Source organism: Caulobacter sp. BP25, assembly GCF_002737755.1.
Lineage (GTDB): Bacteria > Pseudomonadota > Alphaproteobacteria > Caulobacterales > Caulobacteraceae > Caulobacter.
Genome location: NZ_PEGH01000017.1, coordinates 496,628 through 517,036, shown reverse-complemented (window position 1 = coordinate 517,036; position 20,409 = coordinate 496,628). Strand labels below are relative to the sequence as shown.

Here is a 20,409-nt window from a genome sequence, read left to right as displayed (position 1 = left end):
GCCCCGTCATGAGCCGCACCTTCCTGAAGATGAACGGCCTGGGCAATGACTTCGTCGTGGTCCAGACCCTGACCGAGAGCTTCGAGCCGACCCCTGAGGAGATCCGCGCGATCGCCAAACGCGGGACGGCGGGATCGGCTGCGACCAGGTCATCGCCATCGACCCGCCCAAGGCCGAGGGCGCGTCGGCCTATGTGCGATTCTGGAATTCGGACGGCGAGGAGACCGGGGCCTGTGGCAACGGCACCCGCTGCGTGGCGTGGCTCTTGATGCAATCGGCCGGCAAGACCGAGGTGGCCTTCGACACGGTGGCCGGACGCCTGTCGGGCGTCGCCGCTGGCGAAAAGCAGGTCACGGTCGACATGGGCCCGCCGCGCCTTGAGTGGAACCAGATCCCGCTGGCCGAAGAGATGGACACCGCTCGCGTCGAGCTGCAGGTTGGCCCGATCGACGCCCCGTGGGTCCATACGCCGGTCTGCGTCTCGATGGGCAATCCGCACGTGGTCTTCTTCGTCGACGCGCCGGTCACCGGCGATTTCGCCACCAAGACCGGCAGCCTAGTCGAGCATCACCCGCTGTTCCCAGAAGGGGTCAATGTCGGCTTCGCGCACATCGAGAGCCGCGACCATATCCGCTTGAAGGTTTGGGAGCGCGGCGCGGGCCTGACCCTAGCCTGCGGCACCGGCGCCTGCGCCGCCCAGGTCGCGGCCGTGCGCCGAGGCTTGACCGACCGTAAGGCCAAGGTCGAGTTCGAGAGCGGGTCGCTGGTGATCGAGTGGCGCGAGAGCGATGGCCACGTGATCATGACCGGCCCGGTCAGCATGGACTTCGCCGGCAAGCTGCCCGAGGCGGTCGCCGCTTAAAGCCATGGCGACCTACACCGTCATCAAGGCGACGCCCAAGCCTAAACCCGAGATCGGGGAGGAAGGCGGTCCCGCCGTCGTTTCCTCCGGCCCGGACGGCGTCCAGGTCGTGACCTTCGGCTGCCGCCTGAACGCCTACGAGAGCGAGGCCATCCGCGCCCGCGCCGCCGCCGACGGGGTGACCGACGCGGTGGTGTTCAACACCTGCGCGGTCACGAACGAGGCCGTGCGCCAGGCCCGCCAGGCGATCCGCAAGGCCCGCCGTGAGCGTCCGGGCGCCAGGGTCATCGTCACGGGCTGCGCCGCCCAGGTCGATCCCGCCGCCTTCGCCGCTATGCCCGAGGTCGACCTCGTGCTGGGCAACGCCGAGAAGGCCGCGCCCGGCGCGCTGCTGGAAACAGGCCGCGTGCGGGTCAACGACATCATGTCCGTGAAGGAGACCGCCGGTCACCTGATCGACGGGCTGAAGGATCGCGCCCGGGCCTATGTCGAGGTCCAGAACGGCTGCGACCACCGCTGCACCTTCTGCATCATCCCCTATGGCCGCGGGAACTCGCGATCCGCGCCGGCTGCCGAGGTGGTTGAGCAGGTCCGCAAGCTGGCCGCCGAGGGCTACCAGGAAGTCGTGCTGACTGGCGTCGATGTGACGTCTTGGGGCGCGGACCTGCCCGAGCAGCCGACCCTGGGCCAGCTGGTCGGCCGCATCCTGCGCATGGTCCCGGACCTGCCGCGCCTGCGCCTGTCGTCGATCGACGCGGCCGAGATCGACCCGGACCTTTTCGCCCTGCTTGAGACCGAACCGCGCCTGATGCCGTACCTGCATCTGTCGCTGCAGGCCGGCGACAACATGATCCTCAAGCGCATGAAGCGACGCCACAGCCGCGAGGATGCCCTGAAGCTCGTCGCCGAAGTGCGTCGGGTGCGCCCCGACACCGCCTTTGGCGCCGACCTGATCGCCGGCTTCCCGACCGAAAGCGACGAGGCGTTCGAGAACACCCTGCGCCTGGTCGAGGAGGCGGATCTGGCCTTCTTGCACGTCTTCCCCTACAGCCCGCGCCCCGGCACCCCGGCCGCGCGGATGCCGCCGGTGAAGGGTCCGGTGATCAAGGACCGCGCCCGCCGCCTGCGCGAGGCCGGCCAGCGGGGCCTGGAACGCCACCTCCAGCGTCAGGTTGGCCGCGTACTCTCGGGCCTGGTCGAGCGCGAAGGTCTGGCGCGGGCCGAGGACTTCACTGAGATTCGTTTCGAGGGCGAGGCGCCCGCCGGCCGGATCGTGTCCTTCAAGGTCACGGGCCATGACGGCGCCCGCGTGATCGCGGAGCTGACGTCGTGAGCTTATCGGGCGGCTGCCAGTGCGGCGCGGTGCGGTTCCGGGTGGAAGGCGAGCCGGGTCGAGCCTCCATCTGCCATTGCCGCATGTGCCAGAAGGCGTTCGGCGGCCCGTTCGGGGCGCTGGTCACGGTACCCGTCGACCAACTGACCTGGACGCGGGGACAGCGGGCGACCTTCCAGAGCTCTGAGACCATCAAGCGCGGTTTCTGCGCCGCCTGCGGCACGCCCCTGACGTTTGAATGGAGCGCCGACAAGATCGACTTGGCGGTCTTTGCCTTCGACGATCCGTCGGTCGTGGCGCCGGTGGTTCAGCTGGCGGTCGAGACCCGGCCGGCTTGGATGGAGCATCTCGCGGACATGCCGGTGCGGCCGCCGATGGGGCCGACGGGGGCGGTGGTGTCGCGGCAGCATCCGGATTTCGATACGTAAATCCCAATCCTCCCCCTAGCGGGGGAGGTGTCGGCGCGCAGCGACGACGGAGGGGAAGAGGCAGGGTCGGCAGCACTTCCCCCACCGGCGCTTCGCGCCACTTCCCCCGCTAGGGGGAGGATTTGTCCCGCCCGTCCGCGCTGTCCTCCCCAACAAACCCCGGCAGGCTCCAGCCGAACTTGATCGCGCAGGCCCGCAGGCCGAAGGCCGCCACGAATCCCGCGATCCCCGCCGGCCAGAACGGAACGCCTGCCAGCTTCAGCACCGCGAACACGCTGGCGCCCAGCAGGGCGGCGGTGATGTAGATTTCGCGCCGCAGCAGCAGGTTGGGCTCCTCGGCCAGCACGTCGCGGATCACGCCGCCGAAGGCGGTGGTGAGCACGCCCATGACGACGGCGCTGAACGGGTGCACGCCCAGGCTCAGCGCCTTGGCCGTGCCGACCACGGCGTAGGCGGCCATGCCCAGCGCGTCCAGCCACAGCAGCGCCCGGAACCGCCAGCCGCGCTTGCCCAGAAGCCAGACGACGGTGGCGGCGGCCAGACACGCGACGATGTAGCCCGGCCGCTGCACCCAGAACACCGGCGCGCCGATCAAGAGGTCGCGCAGCGTCCCGCCGCCCACGCCGGTGATCGCCGCGAAAAATCCGAAGGTGATGATGTCGTGCTTGCGCCGGGCCGCCGCGAGGGCGCCGGTTGCCCCAAAAACCGCCGCTGCAGCGTAGTCGAGCCAGAAAAGCGCTGTTCCCAAAGGGTCAAGTTGCACGTCCATGCCCTTTCCATCGCACGGCTGAACGGCTCGCGCTAACCGTCCTCGGTTAAATCCGATTTACACTTTCGCCGGGTCGGCTAAAGGGGCGCGATGAGCGACAAGCCCGAGCAGAAAAAAGGCTGGTTCCAACGCCTGACGTCCGGCCTGACCCGGTCGTCCCAGGCGATGACCGAACAGGTCACCGGGGTCTTCACCAAGAAGCCCCTGGACCAGGAACAGCTGGACGCCCTGGAAGAGATGCTGATCGAGGCCGATCTCGGTCCCGAGATCGCCGCCCGCATTACCGACGCCTTCGGCAAGGCGCGCTTTGGCAAGTCGTCGACCGACGACGAGGTCAAGGAAGCTCTGGCTGAGCTGATCGCCGCCGAGCTGGCCGACCGCCAGGGCGAGTTCGATCCGCTGCACGGCCCGCGCCCCTATGTGGTGCTGTTCATCGGCGTCAACGGCTCGGGCAAGACCACGACGCTGGGCAAGATCGCCGCCGACCTGACCGAGAAGGGCGCGCGGGTGCTGATCGCCGCCGGCGACACCTTCCGCGCCGCCGCTGTCGAGCAACTGAAGGTCTGGGCTGATCGGGCCGGGGCCGACTTCATGTCCAAGCCCACCGGCTCGGATGCCGCAGGCCTCGCCTACGAGGCCGTCGAGCGCGCCAAGGCCGAGCACTACGACGTCGTGCTGATCGACACCGCCGGCCGCCTGCAGAACAAGCAGGGCCTGATGGACGAGCTCCTGAAGGTCATCCGTGTCGTGAAGAAGGTCGATCCGGACTATCCGCACGAGACCCTGCTGGTCCTGGACGCCACCGTGGGCCGCAACGCCCTGGCCCAGGAGAAGATCTTCGGCAACCAGGTCGGGGTGTCGGGAATTGTCATGACCAAGCTGGACGGCACCGCGCGCGGCGGGGTGCTGGTGCCGGTGGCTCGCGCCTCCGACAGCCCGATCAAGCTGATTGGGGTGGGCGAGGGGGTCGAGGACCTGCAACCGTTCAACGCCCGCGCCTTTTCGCGCTCTCTCGTCGGCCTGAAGGACTGATCCGTGAACGAAGCGGCGCCTGAGGGCCCTAAGAAGACCGCCGGCTGGGTTCGGACGGTCGTCGACTATGGCGCGGCCATCGCGTTCGGCGTGGCCTATTTCGTCACCAAGGACTTCCAGAAGGCGACCTGGGTTCTGGTCGCCGCCTCGGCCGCCGCCCTGGCGATCGGCTACGCGGTCGAGCGGCGCCTGGCCTTGCTGCCGCTGTTCTTCGGGGGCATGGCCCTAGTGTTCGGGGCCCTGGGCCTGGTTTTCCACTCCGACGTCTTCGTGAAGATCAAGCTCACGGTGATCAACCTGTCCCTGGCCGCCTTCCTGCTGGGCGGCACGCTGATGGGCCGGCAGCCGCTGAAGCTGTTGATGGGCGAGGCCCTGCACTTGCCCGACGCCGCCTGGCGCACCCTGACCCTGCGCTACGGCGGCTATTTCGCCCTGGTCGCGGTGCTGAACGAGATCGTCCGCAACACCCAGGACACCGACACCTGGGTGAAGTTCCGCCTGGGTCTTCTGCCCCTGGCCCTGGTGTTCGTCGCGACCCAGATCCCCTTCATGATGAAGCACATGGCCAAGGGCGACGAGCCCGCGGCCGCCCAGCCCCCTGACGCCGGGTTCTAGTTTCAACCGTCCACGGACCGTTGTCGTCAAATCGACGCGTAATGGTGCTAGCGTTCGTCCGTCGGTCGAGAAGGCCGTGCGAGATGGGGGCGCGAGATGGTCAAGAGCAAGGGCGACAAGGCGGGTCTGCTGGAGCGTTCGCCCAGCCATCTCCTGCACCGGGTCCTGCAGCTAGCCCTCGACATCTACGCCGAGGAGTGCGGGCAGGCGGGCGTGACCCAGCGCCAGTTCGCCGTCCTGGCCGCCGTGGCCGAGAACGAGGGCGTCACCCAGACGGCCCTGGTCCGGGCCACCGGCATTGACCGCTCGACCCTGGCCGACATGGTCGCCCGCATGATCACCAAGGGCCACCTTGAGCGTCAGCGCTCGAGCGAGGACGCCCGCGCCAACAGCGTGCGCCTGACCGCCGCCGGCCGCGAGGCCCTGGAAGCCGTCCGCCCGATGGTGGCCATGGCAGACGCCCGGATCCTGGCCTTGCTCAAGCCCAGCAAGCGCGAAGGCTTCCTCGACCTGCTGGCCGACGTCGCCGGGTCGGAGCTGCATCCGGAAGAGCCAGCGCCCAAGTCCAAGAAGGCCAAGGCCGAGAAAGCCGACAAGCCGAAGAAGGACAAGAAGGTGAAAAAGGACAAGGCCGCGAAGAAAGCGGCCTGAGAGCCCTTCTCCCACGGTTCTCTTCATCGCCTTCCTCGCCCCTGTGGCGAGGACCCATGGTTTGGCTTGGCTCCGACCATGGGAAGCTGCGCCGGCGATCTCGGCGCGCGGCTCCTGTCGCAATGCAGGCTGAACCATGGGTCCTAGGCACAAGGCCTAGGAAGGCTATCGGTGAGGTTGGGAGCTGGGCGCCCTAGACTAGGATATTCAGCAGCGACCCGGGCCGCAGGATCTTCTGCGGCTGGGCGTCGGGCTGCACGAACGGCTTTTGCGGCGCGACGCGCTGCTGGGTCTGAGCCTGGGTCTGCAGCTGCACCGTCGAGGGCGCGACCGCTGGGCGTGTCGGTGTGGCGTCGGTCAGGGCCGCCTGGAAGAAGGCCGCGCGTGTCGAGGCGCCGGTCTTGGCGGGGACCGACGGGGTTTGCGACGGAACGACGGGCCAGCCGGCGGGACGGACGTTGCTCATGACTCGATGTCTAGCATGGTTAACGAAATCTGCGCGAGTATGGTCAACGCAAAGTTAACAGGCTTTGGCCGCGACGTGTGAGCGCACCTACTGTTAAAGCTGCCATCCCGGCCGCAGCGCAGCGAAGCGCCGGGACCCCAGGAGGCGCGGTGTTTCCGGCGGTCCCGGCTCGGCGCGCTTGGCGCTTGGCCGGGATGACAGCCTCTATCGAGCCTTCTTCAGCAGGTCTTCGGCCGCGTCGGGCGTCAGGGGGCCGGTGTGCTTGGCCAAGATCACGCCGTCCGAGCCGACCAGATAGGTCTCGGGCACGCCGGTGACGCCGAACTCCAGCCCCGCGCGGCCGTCGCGATCGACCAGCTTCAGGGCGAAGGGGTCTCCCAGGCGGGTCAAGAAGGCTTGCGTGTTGGCCGGGGCGTCCTTGTAGGCGATCCCGACCACGCTCACGCCCTGCGCCCTCAGGGCCATCAGCTGGGGGTGCTCGACCTCGCAGGGAGCGCACCAGGAGGCGAAGAAGTTGACCAGGATCGGGCCTTGCCCGGCCGTGCGGATCGCCGTCGGCGTCCCGCTGGTCAGCTCGGGCAGCAGCAGGGCGGGCGCGGGCTTGCCGACCAGGGCCTGGGGCTGGACGCGCGGGTCGCGCTTCAGGGCGTAGCCGGCGAACAGGCCCGCCAGGGCCAGCAGGATCAGCAGCGGGACGAAGGTCAGCCAGCGCTTCACGGCTTGGAGGACTCCAGCTCGGCCTGCAGGCGCTCGGCCTCGCGCCGCCAGCGGCGGGCCATGGCCAGGCTGTCGCCGATCAGCCAGGCGAAGGCCACGGCCGACACGGCGAACGCGGGCCACAGGTAGATGGCGTGCTTGCCCGCGTCGAAATCGAAACTCATCGCGCGCTCTCCGCCAGCTTCATGGCGAGGCTTCGCGCCTTGCGCCGCCAGACCAGGGCGCGAATCCGCACCAGCCACAGCGCGCCGAAGCCGCCGAGATAGGCCAGAGCCATCAGGGCGGCCGGCCAGGCATAGATCGCCGGCAGGTGGTCACCCTTGTCCGCGAGGAAGGTGGAGGAGCCCTGGTGCAAGGTGTTCCACCAGTCGACCGAGAACTTGACGATCGGAAGATTGATCACGCCGACCAGGGCCAGTATGGCCGCCGATCGTGCGGCCTTCTGTTCGTCCTCGAGCGCCCCGCGCAAGGCCATGTAGCCAAGATAGAACAGCAGCAAGACCAGCACCGAGGTCAGGCGGGCGTCCCAGACCCAGAAGGTCCCCCACATCGGCCGGCCCCACAGCGAGCCGGTGATCAAGGCCAGAACGGTGTAGATCGCGCCGATCGGGGCGCACGCCTGCGCCGCCAGATCGGCGAGGACGTGGCGAAACACCAGCGACAGCAAGCTGGCGACTCCTAGGCAGAGGTAGATGAACATCGACAGGGACGCGGCCGGGATGTGGATGAACATCATCCGCACCGTGTCGCCCTGCTGGTAGTCCTCGGGGACCATGAAGGTCAGGACCAGGCCAACGGCGGCCGCGATGGCCGATAGAACGCCGAGCAACGGCGCGGCCCACCGCGAGAAGGCCATGAACCGCTCGGGGTTGGTCAGGAAATCGAACGTGTGGCGCGCGTCCATGCTTCACGCTCTAGAGCGGCGCGACGGCGCGGGCAATGGCCGTATCGCTACGGAGTTTGGAGAAAGGGGCGGCGCGTGCAGGCGCGCCGCCCCTCGGGCGCAGGGTCGGGGTCAGCCGATCTTGCGTTGGATCATCATTGTCCGCGAACCGCCCTTGGAGCTCGCGGGACCGCGCGTTTCGATGCGATGGACACGCATGTGATCGCCGCCGACCTCCAGGTCCAGGGCGTCAAACGCCTTTTGCTGGCTCGGCGACAGGGCGGTGTAGAAGGCCCGGGTGGCGGCCACGCGCTTCTGCACGGCCTCGGCGGCCTTGGTCATTTGATCAAGGCGCTCCAGCGTGGTCGGCGGTTTGCGGTCGATCAGGCGGTCGGGACCGCCCCTGTCGTCGTCCCGGTCCTTGCGGATCATGATCTTGGGCGAGGTGGCGTCGACATAGGTTTTCAGCGCGCCCTCCTGGTCTGGCCGCAGCTGGAGGACATCGCGCAGATGCTGGACGCGCTGTTCCGGGCTCGGGGCGCGGCCGTGGTGCATGGCCATCATCCGCTCCGTTGGGGGCGGCGGCGCGGGGGGAGCGGGCGGCGTCGGCGGGGCGGGAATCTGGGCCGAGGCCGCGCCGGCGGCCAGGGCGGTGACGGCGGCGCTCGCGAGCGCCAGACGGATAAGGCTTTTACGCATGATGTGAGCTCCTGTCGTTCTAGCGACCAAAGCTTGGGCATCGCGATGTGGCGTGAAAATGTCTGGATAGATGAACAATTTTACAGACTTGACGCGGGACGGACACGCACGGGTTTGCAGGCCGGGCCAGCGGCGCTATCACCACTGACAATTCTGGGCCTCACCGACGCTAGACATCGCCATGAGGCGGGCCGCGCGGCCTGCTCTTGCCCGCCCTCTTCCGCGCGGAGTCCGCATGAAGTCGATCGCGTTTCTGGCCCTGGCCCTGGCCGGCGTCTGCTGGGGCCTTGGCTTTCCCACGGGCAAGCTGATCCTGACCGAGACACAGGCCGCCCACATGGTGCTGCTGAGGTTCGCCGTCGCCGCCCTGGCCGCCGCGCCGTTCGCCCTGCGCGATCCTAAGGTCCGGGCCCTGTTCCGCTCGCCGGTCGTGCTGGCTGCCGGCGTGCTCTATGGCGTGGCCTTCCTGGTCCAGTTTGAGGGCCTGGCCAATGTCAGCGTGACGGTGGCGGCCTTGCTGGTCGGGGCGATGCCGGCCCTGATCGCCATCAGCGCCCGCGTTCTGGGCGAAAAGGTCTCGCGGTTGTCGTGGGCCGGCGTGGCGGCGGCGACCCTCGGCGCGGCGCTGATCGCCGGCAAGCCGGACGGCGCCAGCACGCCCTGGGGCGTGGCGCTGTCGATCGCGGCGCTGTTCCTGTTCCTGGCCTGGCTGCTGACGCTGCGCCGGGCCCCGGCCGCGCCCAATGCGATGGCCATTCCGGCGGTGTCAATCATCGTGGCCGCCGTGACCATCCTGCCGATCGCCTTCTTCATGCATGGGGCGCCAAAGCTGGATCTGAGCCCGCCGGTCTGGGCCGCCGTGGTCGCGCAGGGCGTCCTGGCCACCTTGCTGGCGACGGCGGCCTGGCAGTTCGGCGCGGCTCAGGTCGGTGCGGCCAGCGCCGGGGTGTTCATCAATATCGAGCCGCTGATCGGCGCGGCCTGCGGCGTGCTGCTGTTCGGCGACCACCTGACCTTGCCGCTGCTGGCGGGCGGCGCCTTGATCATCGGCGGCAGTCTCGCCGTGGTCCGGGGCGAACGGAAGGCCGCGCCGGGGGAGCTGCAGGCGACGGTTCCGCCCACGCCGTAAAAGCTGTCATCCCGGCCGCAGCGTAGCGGAGAGCCGGGACCGCAAGAGGCTCTGAGCTTCCGGCGGTCCCGGCTCGGCGCGCTTCGCGCTTGGCCGGGATGACAGCATCCATCGCCTCAATCCAGCGCGTTCCGACAAGCCGCGCCCATGGCCAGCGGCGACAGGGCCACCGCACCAGCGCAGTAGGCCAGCATCAGCAAGAGGCCGCTGGTCCAGGGCAGACCGGCCGAATAGCCGTCCAGCGCCCCCGCGCCGAAGATCACGGGGGGCGCGAAAAGCGGCAGAACAATCACGGCCACCAGCAGCCCGCCGCGCTTGCTGCCCAAGGCGAGCGCCGCGCCCAGACCGCCCAGGAAGGCGAAGGCCAGGCCTCCGATCAGGGCGCACAGCACCAGGAGCGGCATCACCTTGAGGTCGGCGCCCAGCATCAGGGCGGCTACGGGGGCGGCCAGGGCCAGGGGCGCGCCGGTCGCCAGCCATTGAGCCAGGCACTTGGCGACCGCCACGGCCTCCAGCGGCGCGGGGCCGAGCGCCAGCAGGTCCAGGGTCCCGTCCTCGTAGTCGCGCTCGAACAGGCGCTCCAGCGACAGCAGCGCCGCCAGGGCCAGGGCCAGCCAGGCGATGCCGGGCGCGATCGCGGCCAGGCGCTCGGGCGCGCGACCCGACGCCATGGGCAGCAGCACCACGACGCAGGCGTAGAAGGTCAGGGCCAGCAGCGGCCCGCCGCCCCGGCCCCAGGCCAGGGACAGCTCGCGCCGCAGGAGGACGCCGAACGCCTTCATCGGCCGGCCTCCCCAATGGCGATGCTTCGCGTGGGGATCGGCAGCGGATCATGCACCGAGGCCAGGATCATGCCGCCGGCGGCCAGGTGCTCGCTCATGACCTGGCCGAACGCGGCGCGCTGGGCGGTGTCTAGCGGCGCCATGGGTTCGTCCAGCAGCCATAGGGTGCGCGGACTGGCCGCCAGCCGCGCCAGGGCCAAGCGTCGCCGCTGTCCGGCCGACAGGCGGCGGACTTCCAGGTCCAAGAGCCTTGGCAGATCGAAGCGTTTGGCCGCCGCGCGCGCCGACTCCTCGGTCCCGCCGGTCCACAGCGTTTGGAAGCGTAGTTCCTCCCAGGCGGTGCGGCTGGATTTCAAGCCGTCCTGGTGGCCCAGCAGATGCAGGTGCTCGGCGCGAGCCGCGTCGGCCTCCACCGGCCCGTCAGCGCCCTCGAACGCGACGGTTCCCTCGGCCGGGCGCAGCAGGCCGGCCAGAGCGCGCAGCAGACTGGTCTTGCCTGCGCCATTTCGCCCCACCAGCACCGCAGCCTCGCCCGCGGACAGGGTCAGGTCCAGGCCCGAGAACAGACGGCGCTCGCCCCGTGTAATCGCCAAATCCTTTATGAGAACAGCTCTCAACACGCCAAGACCCCGCGCGCGACATGGACGTTGAGCCAACGCAGCGCTAAGAAGCGCGCGGTCGTCCCCCTCCAGTCGGTTTGGGTGGTACGCGGCGCGGAGGCGGAACCTGTGTGTCCCTTCCGATCAGCGCGTGATCCCGGGAGTGGTTTTCGGGCGGCCGTGGACAGAGAAGGATCCTTAGAAATGGCGTCTGTGGACAGCCTGAAAGCCCGTCGCGAGCTTACCGTCGGCGGCAAGACCTACGTCTATTACAGCCTTCGCGCCGCCGAGGAAGCCGGTCTTGCCGGAACTTCTTCGCTGCCGGTCTCGATGAAGGTGCTTCTTGAGAACCTGCTGCGCAACGAAGACGGCGTCTCGGTCGCCGAGGAAGACCTGAAGGCCGTCGCCGCCTGGCTGCAGAACAAGGGCTCGGTCGAGCACGAGATCAGCTTCCGCCCCGCGCGCGTGCTGATGCAGGACTTCACCGGCGTTCCCGCCGTCGTCGACCTGGCCGCCATGCGCGACGCCATGGTCGCCCTGGGCGCCGACCCGGCCAAGATCAACCCGCTGAACCCCGTTGACCTGGTCATCGACCACTCGGTGATGGTCGACAACTTCGGCGACGCCAAGGCCTATGACGCCAACGTCAAGCGCGAGTATGAGCGCAACATCGAGCGCTACCGCTTCCTGCGCTGGGGCTCGTCGGCCTTCAACAACTTCCGCGTCGTGCCGCCCGGCACCGGCATCTGCCACCAGGTGAACCTCGAATACCTGGCCCAGACGGTGTGGACCAACACCGTCGACGGCGCTGAAGTCGCCTATCCCGACACCGTCGTCGGCACCGATAGCCACACGACCATGGTCAACGGCCTGGCCGTCCTGGGTTGGGGCGTGGGCGGCATCGAGGCCGAGGCCGCGATGCTGGGCCAGCCGATCCCGATGCTGATCCCGGAAGTCATCGGCTTCAAGCTGACCGGCGCCATGCCGGAAGGCGCGACGGCCACCGACCTGGTGCTGACCGTCACCCAGATGCTGCGCAAGAAGGGCGTGGTCGGCAAGTTCGTCGAATTCTACGGCGACGCCCTGGCCAACCTGACCCTGGAAGACCAGGCGACCATCGCCAACATGGCTCCGGAATACGGCGCCACCTGCGGCTTCTTCCCGATCTCGGCCTCGACCGTGGCCTATCTGAAGGGCACCGGCCGCACGCCGGAGCGCGTCGCCCTGGTCGAAGCCTACGCCAAGGAGCAGGGCCTGTGGTGGGAGCCGGGCGTGCCCGAGCCGACCTTCACCGACACCCTGGAACTCGACCTCTCGACCGTCCAGCCCTCGCTGGCCGGCCCGAAGCGCCCGCAGGACCGCGTCCTGCTGGCCGACGCGGCCGCCAAGTTCGCCGAGTCGCTGGTGGGTGAGTTCGGCAAGGCCGAGACCCCCGAGCTGCGCGCCCCGGTGGAAGGCGAGGATTTCGACGTCGGTCACGGCGACGTGGTCATCGCGGCCATCACCTCGTGCACCAACACCAGCAATCCCTCGGTGCTGATCGCCGCCGGCCTGCTGGCCAAGAACGCGGTCGCCAAGGGCCTGAAGGTCAAGCCGTGGGTGAAGACCTCGCTGGCGCCTGGCTCGCAGGTGGTCACCGACTATCTGGCCAAGGCCGGCCTCACCAAGTCGCTGGACGCCCTGGGCTTCAACCTCGTGGGCTACGGCTGCACCACCTGCATCGGCAACTCCGGCCCGCTGCCGGAAGCCATCAGCAAGACGATCAACGACAACGACCTGGTCGCCTGCAGCGTGCTCTCGGGCAACCGCAACTTCGAAGGCCGCGTGAACCCGGACGTGCGCGCCAACTACCTGGCTTCGCCGCCGCTGGTGGTGGCCTACGCCCTGGCCGGCACCCTGAAGATCGACCTGGCCACCCAGCCGATCGGCCAGGACAAGAAGGGCAATGACGTCTTCCTGAAGGACATCTGGCCCTCGAACGAGGACATCGCCGCCCTGCAGCGCAAGGCCATCAACGAGAAGATGTTCGCCACCCGATACGGCGACGTCTTCAAGGGCGACAAGAACTGGCAGGGCATCAAGGTGACCGGCGGCCAGACCTACGCCTGGGAAGGCGACTCGACCTACGTCCAGAACCCGCCGTACTTCCCCAACATGTCGATGACGCCGGCTCCGGTGACCGACATCGTGGAAGCCCGCGTCCTGGCCGTGTTCGGCGACTCGATCACCACCGACCACATCAGCCCGGCCGGTTCGATCAAGGCCTCTAGCCCTGCCGGTCAGTACCTGATCGACCAAGGCGTGCAGCCGGTGGACTTCAACGGCTACGGCGCGCGTCGCGGCAACCACCAGGTGATGATGCGCGGCACGTTCGCCAATATCCGGATCCGCAACCGCATCACCCCGGACATCGAAGGCGGCGTGACCAAGCACTTCCCGACCGGCGAAGTGATGTCGATCTACGACGCGGCCATGAAGTATCAGGCCGAAGGCCGTCCGGCGGTCGTCTTCGGCGGCAAGGAATACGGCACGGGTTCGTCGCGTGACTGGGCGGCCAAGGGCACCAAGCTGCTGGGCGTCCGCGCCGTGATCTGCGAGAGCTTCGAGCGCATCCACCGTTCGAACCTGGTCGGCATGGGCGTGCTGCCGCTGCAGTTCGTCCAGGACGGCTGGCAAAAGCTGGAGCTGACCGGCGAGGAAATCGTCTCGATCCGTGGTCTGACGGATCTGGCGCCGCGCAAGCAGCTGATCGTCGAGCTGTACCGCCCGACCGACGGCCGCATCGCCCGCTTCCCGGTGCGCTGCCGCATCGACACCCCGACCGAGCTTGAATACTTCAAGAATGGCGGCGTGCTGAACTACGTGCTGCGCAACCTGGCGCGCGCGGACTAAGCAGGCCCTCGGGCTTCGTAACGAGACGGCCGGTCCCTTGCGGGCCGGCCGTTTTCGTTTCGAGGTTGTCGTTGTGGGGCGTGTGACAACGATGTCTCCACCGTTTCTCCCCATGGACCGGCGCTATTCACGGCCTCGTGAACGGATATCCTGGGCGTTCTTGGCTTAAGTGACCCGCAATGCGTAAGGTCGCCCTCTCCCTGTTCTGCCTGACCCTGTCCGGCGCTGCGTCATCCCTGACTTGGGGGTCGGCCGCGTGGGCGGGCAAGCCGCCCGTGGTGGTCGAGCTATTCACGGCCCAGGGCTGCTCGTCCTGTGGCAAGGCCAACCAGCTGGCCGCGGAGCTGTCCCAGCGCGACGGCGTCTTGGCCCTGACCTATTCGGTGGACTACTGGGACTATCTCGGCTGGAAGGACACCTTCGCCAAGCCGGCCTTCGCCGAGCGCCAGCGCGCCTACGCCATAAAGTTCGCCCTGCGCGACGTGCCGACGCCGCAGATGGTGGTCGCCGGACGCGTCCAGGCCTCGGGGGCCAAGGCCGAGGCGATCGAGGACCTGATCAAGACGGCCGCCAAGGCGTCGGCCAACCCACCGGACATGGAGTTCGTCGGAAAGACACGGGTCGCCGTCGGCTCAGGTCCGGCTCCGCGCGGCGGCGGCGAGGTCTGGCTGGTGCGCTACGATCCGCGCGAACAGGACATCGCCGTCAAGCGCGGCGATAACAAGGGCCAGACCCTGGTCCACCGCAACGTCGTGCGCGAGCTGGTGCGTCTGGGCTCCTGGACGGGCAAGCCCCGGCTCTATCGCCTGCCGCCCGCCGCTGAGCCGGATCTGGCCAGCGTGGTGCTGGTGCAGGGCGCCAAGGGTGGCCGCATCCTGGGCGTGCTGCAGGCCCCGGCCGTCGAGCACTGAATTCCTGGCTTTTCGCGAGCAAAGAAAAACCCGCGCGGCGGGAGGGGGAATGCCGCGCGGGTTCCTTTAGCGTCGCCGAAGTGGGGGGTGGACCGGGGGGGCTGGGGGGGCTGGGCAGGGCCCCGGTCCGTCTTCGTCGACACCGTCTTTATCGAACCCCAAACCGGCGAGGTCTGGACTAAACCAAGGTCCTTTCGAGGCCGCGCATGACCGTCGTGCGGCGATGATCTCCGACTTGCTACAGAGCGCGGACCAAACGCAAAAAGCCCGCGCGGGAGGGGGGTCCGCGCGGGCTCGTTGGGGAGGGGATCTTTCAAGTTTGTCGGCCGACCGGCCCGCGATCTAGGGGCTGGGGGGGGCTGTTCAGGATCCGGACCACAGGGTCTCCGATCAGCCGACATTGATGTTATCGACCCGCAAACGGGCGGGCGAAGGACCGAAATAAGGTCCTTTCGGGGCGCGCCATGACCGTTCCGTGTCATTTTCGCCGGCTGTGGCCCGTCTGACACGCGGCTGTTCCAATCGGCCGATTTCGGACTAGATTCGCGTCATGGCTCTGGAGTCCCAGCCCACCCCTGTCGGCGGCGTCGTCTTTTTCGAGCGGCGCGAGCTTGACCAGCTAATGCGCCTCTATGGCCGGATGGTCGCCGCCGGCGAGTGGCGCGACTACGGCATCGCGGGGCTTTCCGACCGGGCCGTGTTCTCGATCTTCCGCCACGCGGCCGAGGCGCCGCTCTATCGTGTCGAGAAGCATCCGGCCCTGGCCCGCAAGCAGGGCGCCTGGGCGGTGTTTGGCCAGGGCGGGCAGATCCTCAAGCGCGGCCACGAGCTGACCCAGGTGCTGCGGGTCTTCGAGAAGGGCAAGTTCTCGGTCGTCGACTGAGGCCCTCGGGTCAGAACGAGAAGCCCAGCTTGGCCCCGACGAAGCGGCCATCGTTGTCGTAGCCTCGGGCCGTGCCGACGCCGCTGGTGTCGGCGCTGGGCTGGATGCCGCACAACACGCCGATCCCGCCCGAGACCCCGCCTTCGCGGCGCTCGATCGCCGTGCGGGCGACGCCCCTTGGCAGCGGGGCCGGCGCCTGGGCGTAGCGCAACTCGATCGGGCTCACCGGCTTGAGGTTCAGAGGCAAGGCGAGGTTGGGGGTCTTGGCCGCCGGCGGATAGGCCGGAAGCATGGTCTCGGCGTGGGCGAGGCCAGTGGCCGCCAAGGCGGCGGCAAGGGCGAGGGTCCGGATCATCGTCGTCTCCATCGCCTTCAATGTGGGGCGGCTTGACCAAAGAAAAAGCCCCGGCGGTTTCCCGCCGGGGCTCGTCTGGTCCGTTCCGTAACGCCGTGCTTAGCGGCGGTTGCCCATGATGCTGAGCAGGAATTGGAACAGGTTGATGAAGTTCAGATACAGGCTCAGCGCGCCGTAGTTGGTGGCCACGGCCATCGACTGTTGGTCGCCGCCCATCTGATAGTAGGTCATCTTCAGGTTCTGGGTGTCGTAGGCGATCAGGCCCGCGAAGATGAACACGCCCAGGATGCTGATGATGAAGCCCAGGCCCGGCATCGGGAAGAACATCTGCACCAGCGAGGCCAGCATCAGACCGATCAGGCCCATGATCAAGAAGCTGCCGAAGCCGGTCAGGTCCTTCTTCGTGGTGTAGCCGAACAGGCTGAGGCCGCCGAACGCGATGGCGGTGATCAGGAAGGTCGCGGCGACCGAGGCGCCGGTATAGGCCAGAAGCCAGACGCCCAGGCCCGCGCCCATCGAGGCGACCAGCGCCCAATAAAGGATGCCGGACGAGCGGGCGGTCGGGTTGCGCATGGCGAACATGGCCACCAGCATCATGACCAGCGGCGCGAAGCGGACGATGGTGCCCAGCATCGTGAAGCCGGCCAGGCGGCCGTCAGGGGTCAGCACGTAAAGCAGGCTGGCCACCGGCTGATAGGCGCTGGTCAGGAAGGCCAGGCCAGCCGACAGCAGGAGGCCCAGCGCCACCTTGTTGTAGACGCCGAGCATGAAACTACGCAGGCCGGCGTCAACCGACATGTCGGCGCGATCCGCCGGGATCGAGCGCGCATAGCCGCGGTTGAAGTCGTTCATCGAATAAAGCCCTTGAGCTAGGCGTCCACGGTGGACGCTCGCCAAATATCGGGTGTCCTCGCGTCGGGCGCAATCCCCGTTCGAAAAGTATACCATGTATGCGCACGTGGTCGCCCAGGATGCTTCCCAAGCCGCCGCCGCACCCCTTAAGAACGACGGGCAGAACAAGAACAAGGGACGCGCCGATGGAGTACGCCAAGCTGGGTCGGACCGACGTGACGGTCTCGCGCTGCTGCCTGGGCACCATGACCTGGGGCTCGCAGAACAGCGAAGCCGAGGCCCACGCGCAGATGGACTACGCGCTGGGACGCGGCGTGACCTTCTGGGACACGGCCGAGATGTACGCCAGCCCGCCCAATCCGGAGACTCAAGGCCGCACCGAGGAATACATCGGCTCGTGGTTCCAGAAGACCGGCAAGCGCCAGGAGGTCGTGCTGGCCTCGAAGGTCGCCGGCCAGGGCGCGGCGTTCGGCGGTCTTTCGTGGATGCGCAAGGACGGGGCGACCACCCGCCAGACCAAGGCCCAGATCGACGAGGCCGTTGAGGGCTCGCTGCGCAGGCTGAAGACCGATTATCTGGATCTCTACCAGCTGCACTGGCCCGATCGCCGGGTGCGGGTGTTCGGCGGCCAGACCTTCAAGGACTACGACCAGGACTTCGAAAGCTTCGGCGACATTCTGGAAGCCCTCGACGCCCACGTGAAGAAGGGCTCGATCCGCCATGTCGGGGTCTCCAACGAGTTCCCCTGGGGCGTGATGCGCTTCCTGGCCGAGAGCGAAAAGCAGGGCCTGCCGCGCATCGCTTCGATCCAGAACGCCTATCACCTGGCTAACCGGACCTTCGAATACGGCCTGGCCGAAATCGCCATGCGCGAGCAGGTGGGCCTCTTGGCCTATTCGCCGCTGGCCCAGGGCCAACTGACCGGCAAGTATCTGGACGGCGCCACGCCGGCCGGCTCGCGCAAGGCGCTCTACAACCGCATGCAGCGCTATGAAGGCCCTGGCTCGCAGGAGGCCTTCCACGCCTATGTGGCGCTCGCCCAGGCCAATGGGATCGATCCGGCCCAGCTGGCGCTCAAGTTCTGCGACGGGCGGCCTTTCGTGACCGCCACGATCATCGGCGCCACCTCGATGGACCAGTTGAAGACCAATATCGACGCCTTCGACCTGGCCTGGACCGACGATCTGGAAGACGCGGTCAACGCCATCCACGCCCGCCACCCCAACCCGTGCCCGTAAGCGTTCAGGCCAGCATGATCCGTCTCTTTACCGCCATCGCCATCCCGCCGGACGTCGGCGAGAGCCTGCTGCCCCGCCAGCACGGGATCGAGGGCGCCCGCTGGCGGCCGCGGGAGGCCTTCCACATCACGCTGAGGTTCATCGGCGACGTGGCCGAGGACGTGGCGGCTGATCTTGACGAAGCGCTGATGGCGATCGACGCCCCGGCCTTCGACCTGACCCTGGCCGGCGCGGGCTATTTCGGCGAGGGGATCGACATCCACGCGGTCTGGGCCGGGGTCGAGGACAGCGCGCCCCTGCGCCGGCTGCAGAAGGCCAACGAAAGCGCCGCCCGCGCGGCCGAGCTCAAGCCCGAGGCGCGGCTCTACACGCCGCACGTCACGCTGGCCTATCTGAAGCGCGCGCCCGTTCCGGAAGTCGGCGCCTGGATCCAGGCCAACAACCTGCTGAAATCGGCGAGCTTCCCGGTTGATCGCTTCGGGCTCTATTCCAGCTGGCAGACCAGCGCGGGGTCGGTCTACCGGCTGGAGCGGGAGTATCCGCTGGCGGGGTAAGGGTGTGAGCGCCCCCTCCGTCACGCGGCTGCGCCGCGCGCCACCTCCCCCGTTTTACGGGTGAGGAGGAGGCCGCCGCCCTCCTGCCCCGCTTGCGGGGGAGGCGGATCGGCGCGAAGCGACGAGACGGAGGGGCGCTTGCAGCCTCCCGCCCCTACAGCATCGCCGGGATCACCCGATCCGGCGGCCGGTGGCCGTCCATGAAGGTCTTCACGTTGACGATGACCTTCTCGCCCATGTCGATGCGGCCCTCGACCGTGGCCGAGCCCATGTGGGGCAGCAGCACGACATTGGGCAGCTTGAGCAGCTTGGGATTGATGGCCGGCTCGTGCTCGTAGACGTCGAGGCCGGCGCCGGCGATCTCGCCCTTGGCCAGCATGTTGGCCAGGGCCCCCTCGTCGATCACCTCGCCGCGCGCGGTGTTGACCACGATGGCGTGCGGCCGCAGCAGCTTCAGCCGGCGCGCCGACAGCAGGTGATAGGTCGCCGGGGTGTGCGGGCAGTTGACCGAGATGAAGTCCATCCGGGCCAACATCTGGTCCAGGCTTTCCCAATAGGTGCAGCCCAGCTCTTCGGCGATGCGCGGGCTGATGGGCTTGCGGTTATGGTAGTGCACCTGCATGCCGAAGGCCTTGGCGCGGCGGGCGACGGCCTGGCCGATGCGGCCCATGCCGATAATGCCCAGGCGCTTGCCCCACAGGCGGCGGCCCAGCATCCAGGTCGGCGACCAGCCATGGAAGCCGCCGGCCTTGACCACCTCGGCGCCTTCGACGATCCGGCGCGAGGCGGCCATGATCAGGGTCATGGTCAGGTCGGCGGTGTCCTCGGTCAGGACGCCCGGGGTGTTGGTGACAATGATGCCGCGCGCATTGGCCGTGGCGACGTCGATATTGTCCACGCCGGCGCCAAAATTGGCGATGAGCTTGAGCCGATCGCCGGATCGCGACAGAAGGCGCGAGTCGATGCGGTCGGTGATCGTTGGAACCAGCACGTCGGCGCGATTCATAGCGTCCACCAGCTCATTCGGCGTCATCGGCGTGTCGGTGACGTTGAGTTCGGTGTCGAACAGTTCGCGCATCCGCGTCTCCACCGGATCGGGGAGTTTGCGGGTGACGACGACTTTGAGCTTGCGGGCGGCCATGGTCGGACTGAAAAGCTCTCACTGACGGGCGTTTGAAAGCTGTAGCAAAGGGGCCCGAGGGGGCCAAGCAACATGCCGTCGAAAACAGAACAAGGTTCGCTCTGGAAGCGTTTCATGCCGCTCGTGCTGGGTCTAGCCGCTTTCGCCGCTGGCCCGGCGCTCGCCCAGGGGCCCCGGATCACGCCGTCCGGGCTGGAGGTGCCGCGCTACGTCTCGCTGAAATACACGGAAGTGAACGCGCGCAAGGGCCCCGACGAGGCCCATCAGTTGCTTTGGGTCTACCGCGCCAAAGGCCTGCCGGTGCAGGTCGTGGCCGAAACCCGCGAGTGGCGGCGGATCTGCGATCCCGAGGGCGGCTTGGCCTGGGTGCACAAGCGCACTGTCGATGGCCGCCGCTCGGCCATGCGGGTCCAGCCGACCAGCCTGCCTTTGCTGAAGTCGCCCAAGGAGGGCGCGAAGGTCACCGCCTATCTGAAGGCGCGAGGGATCGCGTCCCTCGACAAGTGCGAAGACGGCTGGTGCCGCCTGCGGGCCGATGGGGTGTCGGGCTGGGCCCGCGAGCGCGAGATCTGGGGCGCCGACCCGGCCGCCCAGTGCGGCAAGGACTGACCGCCTCGC

At 68.2% G+C, this 20,409-nt stretch carries 23 protein-coding genes and 1 pseudogene; 13 read left to right on the top strand and 11 right to left on the bottom strand.

The window, feature by feature from the left end; translation table 11 throughout:
* The first annotated feature begins 8 nt into the window (after window positions 1–8).
* The 3 genes and pseudogenes from dapF (at window position 9) to CSW59_RS12665 (ending at window position 2,623) form a co-directional block, all read left to right on the top strand.
* A pseudogene (dapF, locus tag CSW59_RS12675) lies at window positions 9–862 on the top strand (diaminopimelate epimerase).
* Between the two features lie 4 nt (window positions 863–866).
* Entirely contained in the window at window positions 867–2,195 is a 1,329-nt protein-coding gene (mtaB, locus tag CSW59_RS12670) for a tRNA (N(6)-L-threonylcarbamoyladenosine(37)-C(2))-methylthiotransferase MtaB (protein WP_099444359.1), read from the top strand.
* Window positions 2,192–2,623 carry a GFA family protein gene (locus tag CSW59_RS12665; RefSeq protein ID WP_099444358.1) on the top strand — a complete coding sequence of 144 codons (432 nt, stop codon included), beginning with the start codon at window positions 2,192–2,194 and terminating at the stop codon, window positions 2,621–2,623. The genes mtaB and CSW59_RS12665 overlap by 4 nt, the downstream gene beginning before the upstream one ends.
* Before the next feature lie 109 nt (window positions 2,624–2,732).
* Here CSW59_RS12665 and CSW59_RS12660 read toward each other — a convergent pair whose 3' ends face one another.
* Window positions 2,733–3,392 (bottom strand): trimeric intracellular cation channel family protein, encoded by a 660-nt coding sequence (locus CSW59_RS12660; protein ID WP_099444357.1) that lies wholly within the window; start codon window positions 3,390–3,392, stop codon window positions 2,733–2,735.
* 90 nt (window positions 3,393–3,482) lie between these two features.
* Between CSW59_RS12660 and ftsY the strand changes: the two genes are divergently transcribed.
* From ftsY to CSW59_RS12645, 3 genes are all read left to right on the top strand, one after another.
* Window positions 3,483–4,424 carry a signal recognition particle-docking protein FtsY gene (gene ftsY / locus CSW59_RS12655; protein WP_099444356.1) on the top strand — a complete coding sequence of 314 codons (942 nt, stop codon included), beginning with the start codon at window positions 3,483–3,485 and terminating at the stop codon, window positions 4,422–4,424.
* A 3-nt stretch (window positions 4,425–4,427) separates the two neighbouring features.
* Complete coding sequence (locus CSW59_RS12650; RefSeq protein WP_099444355.1) at window positions 4,428–5,039, top strand: inner membrane-spanning protein YciB; 612 nt, start codon at window positions 4,428–4,430, stop codon at window positions 5,037–5,039.
* A 96-nt stretch (window positions 5,040–5,135) separates the two neighbouring features.
* Entirely contained in the window at window positions 5,136–5,690 is a 555-nt protein-coding gene (locus CSW59_RS12645; RefSeq protein WP_099444354.1) for a MarR family winged helix-turn-helix transcriptional regulator, read from the top strand.
* A gap of 193 nt (window positions 5,691–5,883) precedes the next feature.
* Here the strand turns inward: CSW59_RS12645 and CSW59_RS12640 are convergent, their stop codons facing one another.
* From CSW59_RS12640 to CSW59_RS12620, 5 genes are all read right to left on the bottom strand, one after another.
* Window positions 5,884–6,156, bottom strand: a complete 273-nt coding sequence (locus CSW59_RS12640) for a hypothetical protein (protein WP_099444353.1) — start codon at window positions 6,154–6,156, stop codon at window positions 5,884–5,886.
* 204 nt (window positions 6,157–6,360) lie between these two features.
* Entirely contained in the window at window positions 6,361–6,873 is a 513-nt protein-coding gene (locus tag CSW59_RS12635; protein ID WP_099444352.1) for a DsbE family thiol:disulfide interchange protein, read from the bottom strand.
* Window positions 6,870–7,037 carry a heme exporter protein CcmD gene (gene ccmD / locus CSW59_RS12630; RefSeq protein ID WP_099444351.1) on the bottom strand — a complete coding sequence of 56 codons (168 nt, stop codon included), beginning with the start codon at window positions 7,035–7,037 and terminating at the stop codon, window positions 6,870–6,872. The genes CSW59_RS12635 and ccmD overlap by 4 nt, the downstream gene beginning before the upstream one ends.
* Window positions 7,034–7,777: a heme ABC transporter permease gene (locus CSW59_RS12625; RefSeq protein ID WP_099444350.1), complete on the bottom strand. Its 744-nt coding sequence runs from the start codon at window positions 7,775–7,777 to the stop codon at window positions 7,034–7,036. The genes ccmD and CSW59_RS12625 overlap by 4 nt, the downstream gene beginning before the upstream one ends.
* Before the next feature lie 111 nt (window positions 7,778–7,888).
* A complete protein-coding gene (locus CSW59_RS12620) occupies window positions 7,889–8,455 on the bottom strand; it encodes a Spy/CpxP family protein refolding chaperone (RefSeq protein WP_099444349.1) in 567 nt (188 codons plus the stop codon).
* A gap of 235 nt (window positions 8,456–8,690) precedes the next feature.
* Between CSW59_RS12620 and CSW59_RS12615 the strand changes: the two genes are divergently transcribed.
* Window positions 8,691–9,584, top strand: a complete 894-nt coding sequence (locus CSW59_RS12615) for a DMT family transporter (protein ID WP_099444348.1) — start codon at window positions 8,691–8,693, stop codon at window positions 9,582–9,584.
* A gap of 116 nt (window positions 9,585–9,700) precedes the next feature.
* Here the strand turns inward: CSW59_RS12615 and ccmB are convergent, their stop codons facing one another.
* A complete protein-coding gene (ccmB, locus tag CSW59_RS12610) occupies window positions 9,701–10,366 on the bottom strand; it encodes a heme exporter protein CcmB (RefSeq protein WP_099444347.1) in 666 nt (221 codons plus the stop codon).
* Window positions 10,363–10,986: a heme ABC exporter ATP-binding protein CcmA gene (gene ccmA / locus CSW59_RS12605; protein ID WP_099444346.1), complete on the bottom strand. Its 624-nt coding sequence runs from the start codon at window positions 10,984–10,986 to the stop codon at window positions 10,363–10,365. Before ccmA ends, ccmB begins: the two co-directional genes overlap by 4 nt.
* A 183-nt stretch (window positions 10,987–11,169) precedes the next feature.
* Between ccmA and acnA the strand changes: the two genes are divergently transcribed.
* The 3 genes from acnA to CSW59_RS12585 all read left to right on the top strand — a co-directional run bounded on the left by acnA (window position 11,170) and on the right by CSW59_RS12585 (window position 15,651).
* Window positions 11,170–13,857, top strand: coding sequence for an aconitate hydratase AcnA (acnA, locus tag CSW59_RS12600; RefSeq protein WP_099444345.1), 2,688 nt, complete (start codon window positions 11,170–11,172; stop codon window positions 13,855–13,857).
* A 179-nt stretch (window positions 13,858–14,036) separates the two neighbouring features.
* Window positions 14,037–14,768, top strand: a complete 732-nt coding sequence (locus CSW59_RS12595) for a thioredoxin family protein (protein ID WP_099444344.1) — start codon at window positions 14,037–14,039, stop codon at window positions 14,766–14,768.
* Between the two features lie 550 nt (window positions 14,769–15,318).
* On the top strand, window positions 15,319–15,651 hold the full coding sequence (locus tag CSW59_RS12585) for a DUF2794 domain-containing protein (RefSeq protein ID WP_099444343.1): 333 nt from the start codon (window positions 15,319–15,321) through the stop codon (window positions 15,649–15,651).
* Between the two features lie 10 nt (window positions 15,652–15,661).
* Here the strand turns inward: CSW59_RS12585 and CSW59_RS12580 are convergent, their stop codons facing one another.
* Both CSW59_RS12580 and CSW59_RS12575 read right to left on the bottom strand, forming a co-directional pair.
* On the bottom strand, window positions 15,662–16,006 hold the full coding sequence (locus tag CSW59_RS12580) for a hypothetical protein (RefSeq protein ID WP_236632217.1): 345 nt from the start codon (window positions 16,004–16,006) through the stop codon (window positions 15,662–15,664).
* Between the two features lie 99 nt (window positions 16,007–16,105).
* Complete coding sequence (locus tag CSW59_RS12575; protein WP_099444341.1) at window positions 16,106–16,858, bottom strand: Bax inhibitor-1/YccA family protein; 753 nt, start codon at window positions 16,856–16,858, stop codon at window positions 16,106–16,108.
* Between the two features lie 185 nt (window positions 16,859–17,043).
* Here CSW59_RS12575 and CSW59_RS12570 point away from each other — a divergent pair, with 185 nt between their 5' ends.
* Together CSW59_RS12570 and thpR are read left to right on the top strand one after the other, a co-directional pair.
* On the top strand, window positions 17,044–18,096 hold the full coding sequence (locus CSW59_RS12570) for an aldo/keto reductase (RefSeq protein ID WP_099444340.1): 1,053 nt from the start codon (window positions 17,044–17,046) through the stop codon (window positions 18,094–18,096).
* A gap of 14 nt (window positions 18,097–18,110) precedes the next feature.
* Window positions 18,111–18,650 (top strand): RNA 2',3'-cyclic phosphodiesterase, encoded by a 540-nt coding sequence (thpR, locus tag CSW59_RS12565; RefSeq protein WP_099444339.1) that lies wholly within the window; start codon window positions 18,111–18,113, stop codon window positions 18,648–18,650.
* A 154-nt stretch (window positions 18,651–18,804) separates the two neighbouring features.
* Here thpR and CSW59_RS12560 read toward each other — a convergent pair whose 3' ends face one another.
* Window positions 18,805–19,791 carry a D-glycerate dehydrogenase gene (locus tag CSW59_RS12560; RefSeq protein ID WP_099444338.1) on the bottom strand — a complete coding sequence of 329 codons (987 nt, stop codon included), beginning with the start codon at window positions 19,789–19,791 and terminating at the stop codon, window positions 18,805–18,807.
* 72 nt (window positions 19,792–19,863) lie between these two features.
* Between CSW59_RS12560 and CSW59_RS12555 the strand changes: the two genes are divergently transcribed.
* Window positions 19,864–20,400, top strand: coding sequence for an SH3 domain-containing protein (locus CSW59_RS12555; protein ID WP_099444337.1), 537 nt, complete (start codon window positions 19,864–19,866; stop codon window positions 20,398–20,400).
* Window positions 20,401–20,409 lie beyond the last annotated feature (9 nt).

What these genes read in the sequence shown, in the direction of transcription:
- CSW59_RS12615 (WP_099444348.1), top strand. Translation starts at nt 8,691, where the DNA reads ATGAAGTCGATCGCGTTTCTGGCCCTGGCCCTGGCCGGCGTCTGCTGG.
- CSW59_RS12620 (WP_099444349.1), bottom strand. Translation starts at nt 8,455, where the DNA reads ATGCGTAAAAGCCTTATCCGTCTGGCGCTCGCGAGCGCCGCCGTCACC.
- CSW59_RS12645 (WP_099444354.1), top strand. Translation starts at nt 5,136, where the DNA reads ATGGTCAAGAGCAAGGGCGACAAGGCGGGTCTGCTGGAGCGTTCGCCC.
- CSW59_RS12580 (WP_236632217.1), bottom strand. Translation starts at nt 16,006, where the DNA reads ATGATCCGGACCCTCGCCCTTGCCGCCGCCTTGGCGGCCACTGGCCTC.
- acnA (WP_099444345.1), top strand. Translation starts at nt 11,170, where the DNA reads ATGGCGTCTGTGGACAGCCTGAAAGCCCGTCGCGAGCTTACCGTCGGC.
- ccmD (WP_099444351.1), bottom strand. Translation starts at nt 7,037, where the DNA reads ATGAGTTTCGATTTCGACGCGGGCAAGCACGCCATCTACCTGTGGCCC.
- ccmB (WP_099444347.1), bottom strand. Translation starts at nt 10,366, where the DNA reads ATGAAGGCGTTCGGCGTCCTCCTGCGGCGCGAGCTGTCCCTGGCCTGG.
- CSW59_RS12555 (WP_099444337.1), top strand. Translation starts at nt 19,864, where the DNA reads ATGCCGTCGAAAACAGAACAAGGTTCGCTCTGGAAGCGTTTCATGCCG.
- ftsY (WP_099444356.1), top strand. Translation starts at nt 3,483, where the DNA reads ATGAGCGACAAGCCCGAGCAGAAAAAAGGCTGGTTCCAACGCCTGACG.
- CSW59_RS12660 (WP_099444357.1), bottom strand. Translation starts at nt 3,392, where the DNA reads ATGGACGTGCAACTTGACCCTTTGGGAACAGCGCTTTTCTGGCTCGAC.
- CSW59_RS12585 (WP_099444343.1), top strand. Translation starts at nt 15,319, where the DNA reads ATGGCTCTGGAGTCCCAGCCCACCCCTGTCGGCGGCGTCGTCTTTTTC.
- CSW59_RS12640 (WP_099444353.1), bottom strand. Translation starts at nt 6,156, where the DNA reads ATGAGCAACGTCCGTCCCGCCGGCTGGCCCGTCGTTCCGTCGCAAACC.
- CSW59_RS12570 (WP_099444340.1), top strand. Translation starts at nt 17,044, where the DNA reads ATGGAGTACGCCAAGCTGGGTCGGACCGACGTGACGGTCTCGCGCTGC.
- CSW59_RS12575 (WP_099444341.1), bottom strand. Translation starts at nt 16,858, where the DNA reads ATGAACGACTTCAACCGCGGCTATGCGCGCTCGATCCCGGCGGATCGC.
- thpR (WP_099444339.1), top strand. Translation starts at nt 18,111, where the DNA reads ATGATCCGTCTCTTTACCGCCATCGCCATCCCGCCGGACGTCGGCGAG.
- CSW59_RS12560 (WP_099444338.1), bottom strand. Translation starts at nt 19,791, where the DNA reads ATGGCCGCCCGCAAGCTCAAAGTCGTCGTCACCCGCAAACTCCCCGAT.
- CSW59_RS12595 (WP_099444344.1), top strand. Translation starts at nt 14,037, where the DNA reads ATGCGTAAGGTCGCCCTCTCCCTGTTCTGCCTGACCCTGTCCGGCGCT.
- mtaB (WP_099444359.1), top strand. Translation starts at nt 867, where the DNA reads ATGGCGACCTACACCGTCATCAAGGCGACGCCCAAGCCTAAACCCGAG.
- CSW59_RS12625 (WP_099444350.1), bottom strand. Translation starts at nt 7,777, where the DNA reads ATGGACGCGCGCCACACGTTCGATTTCCTGACCAACCCCGAGCGGTTC.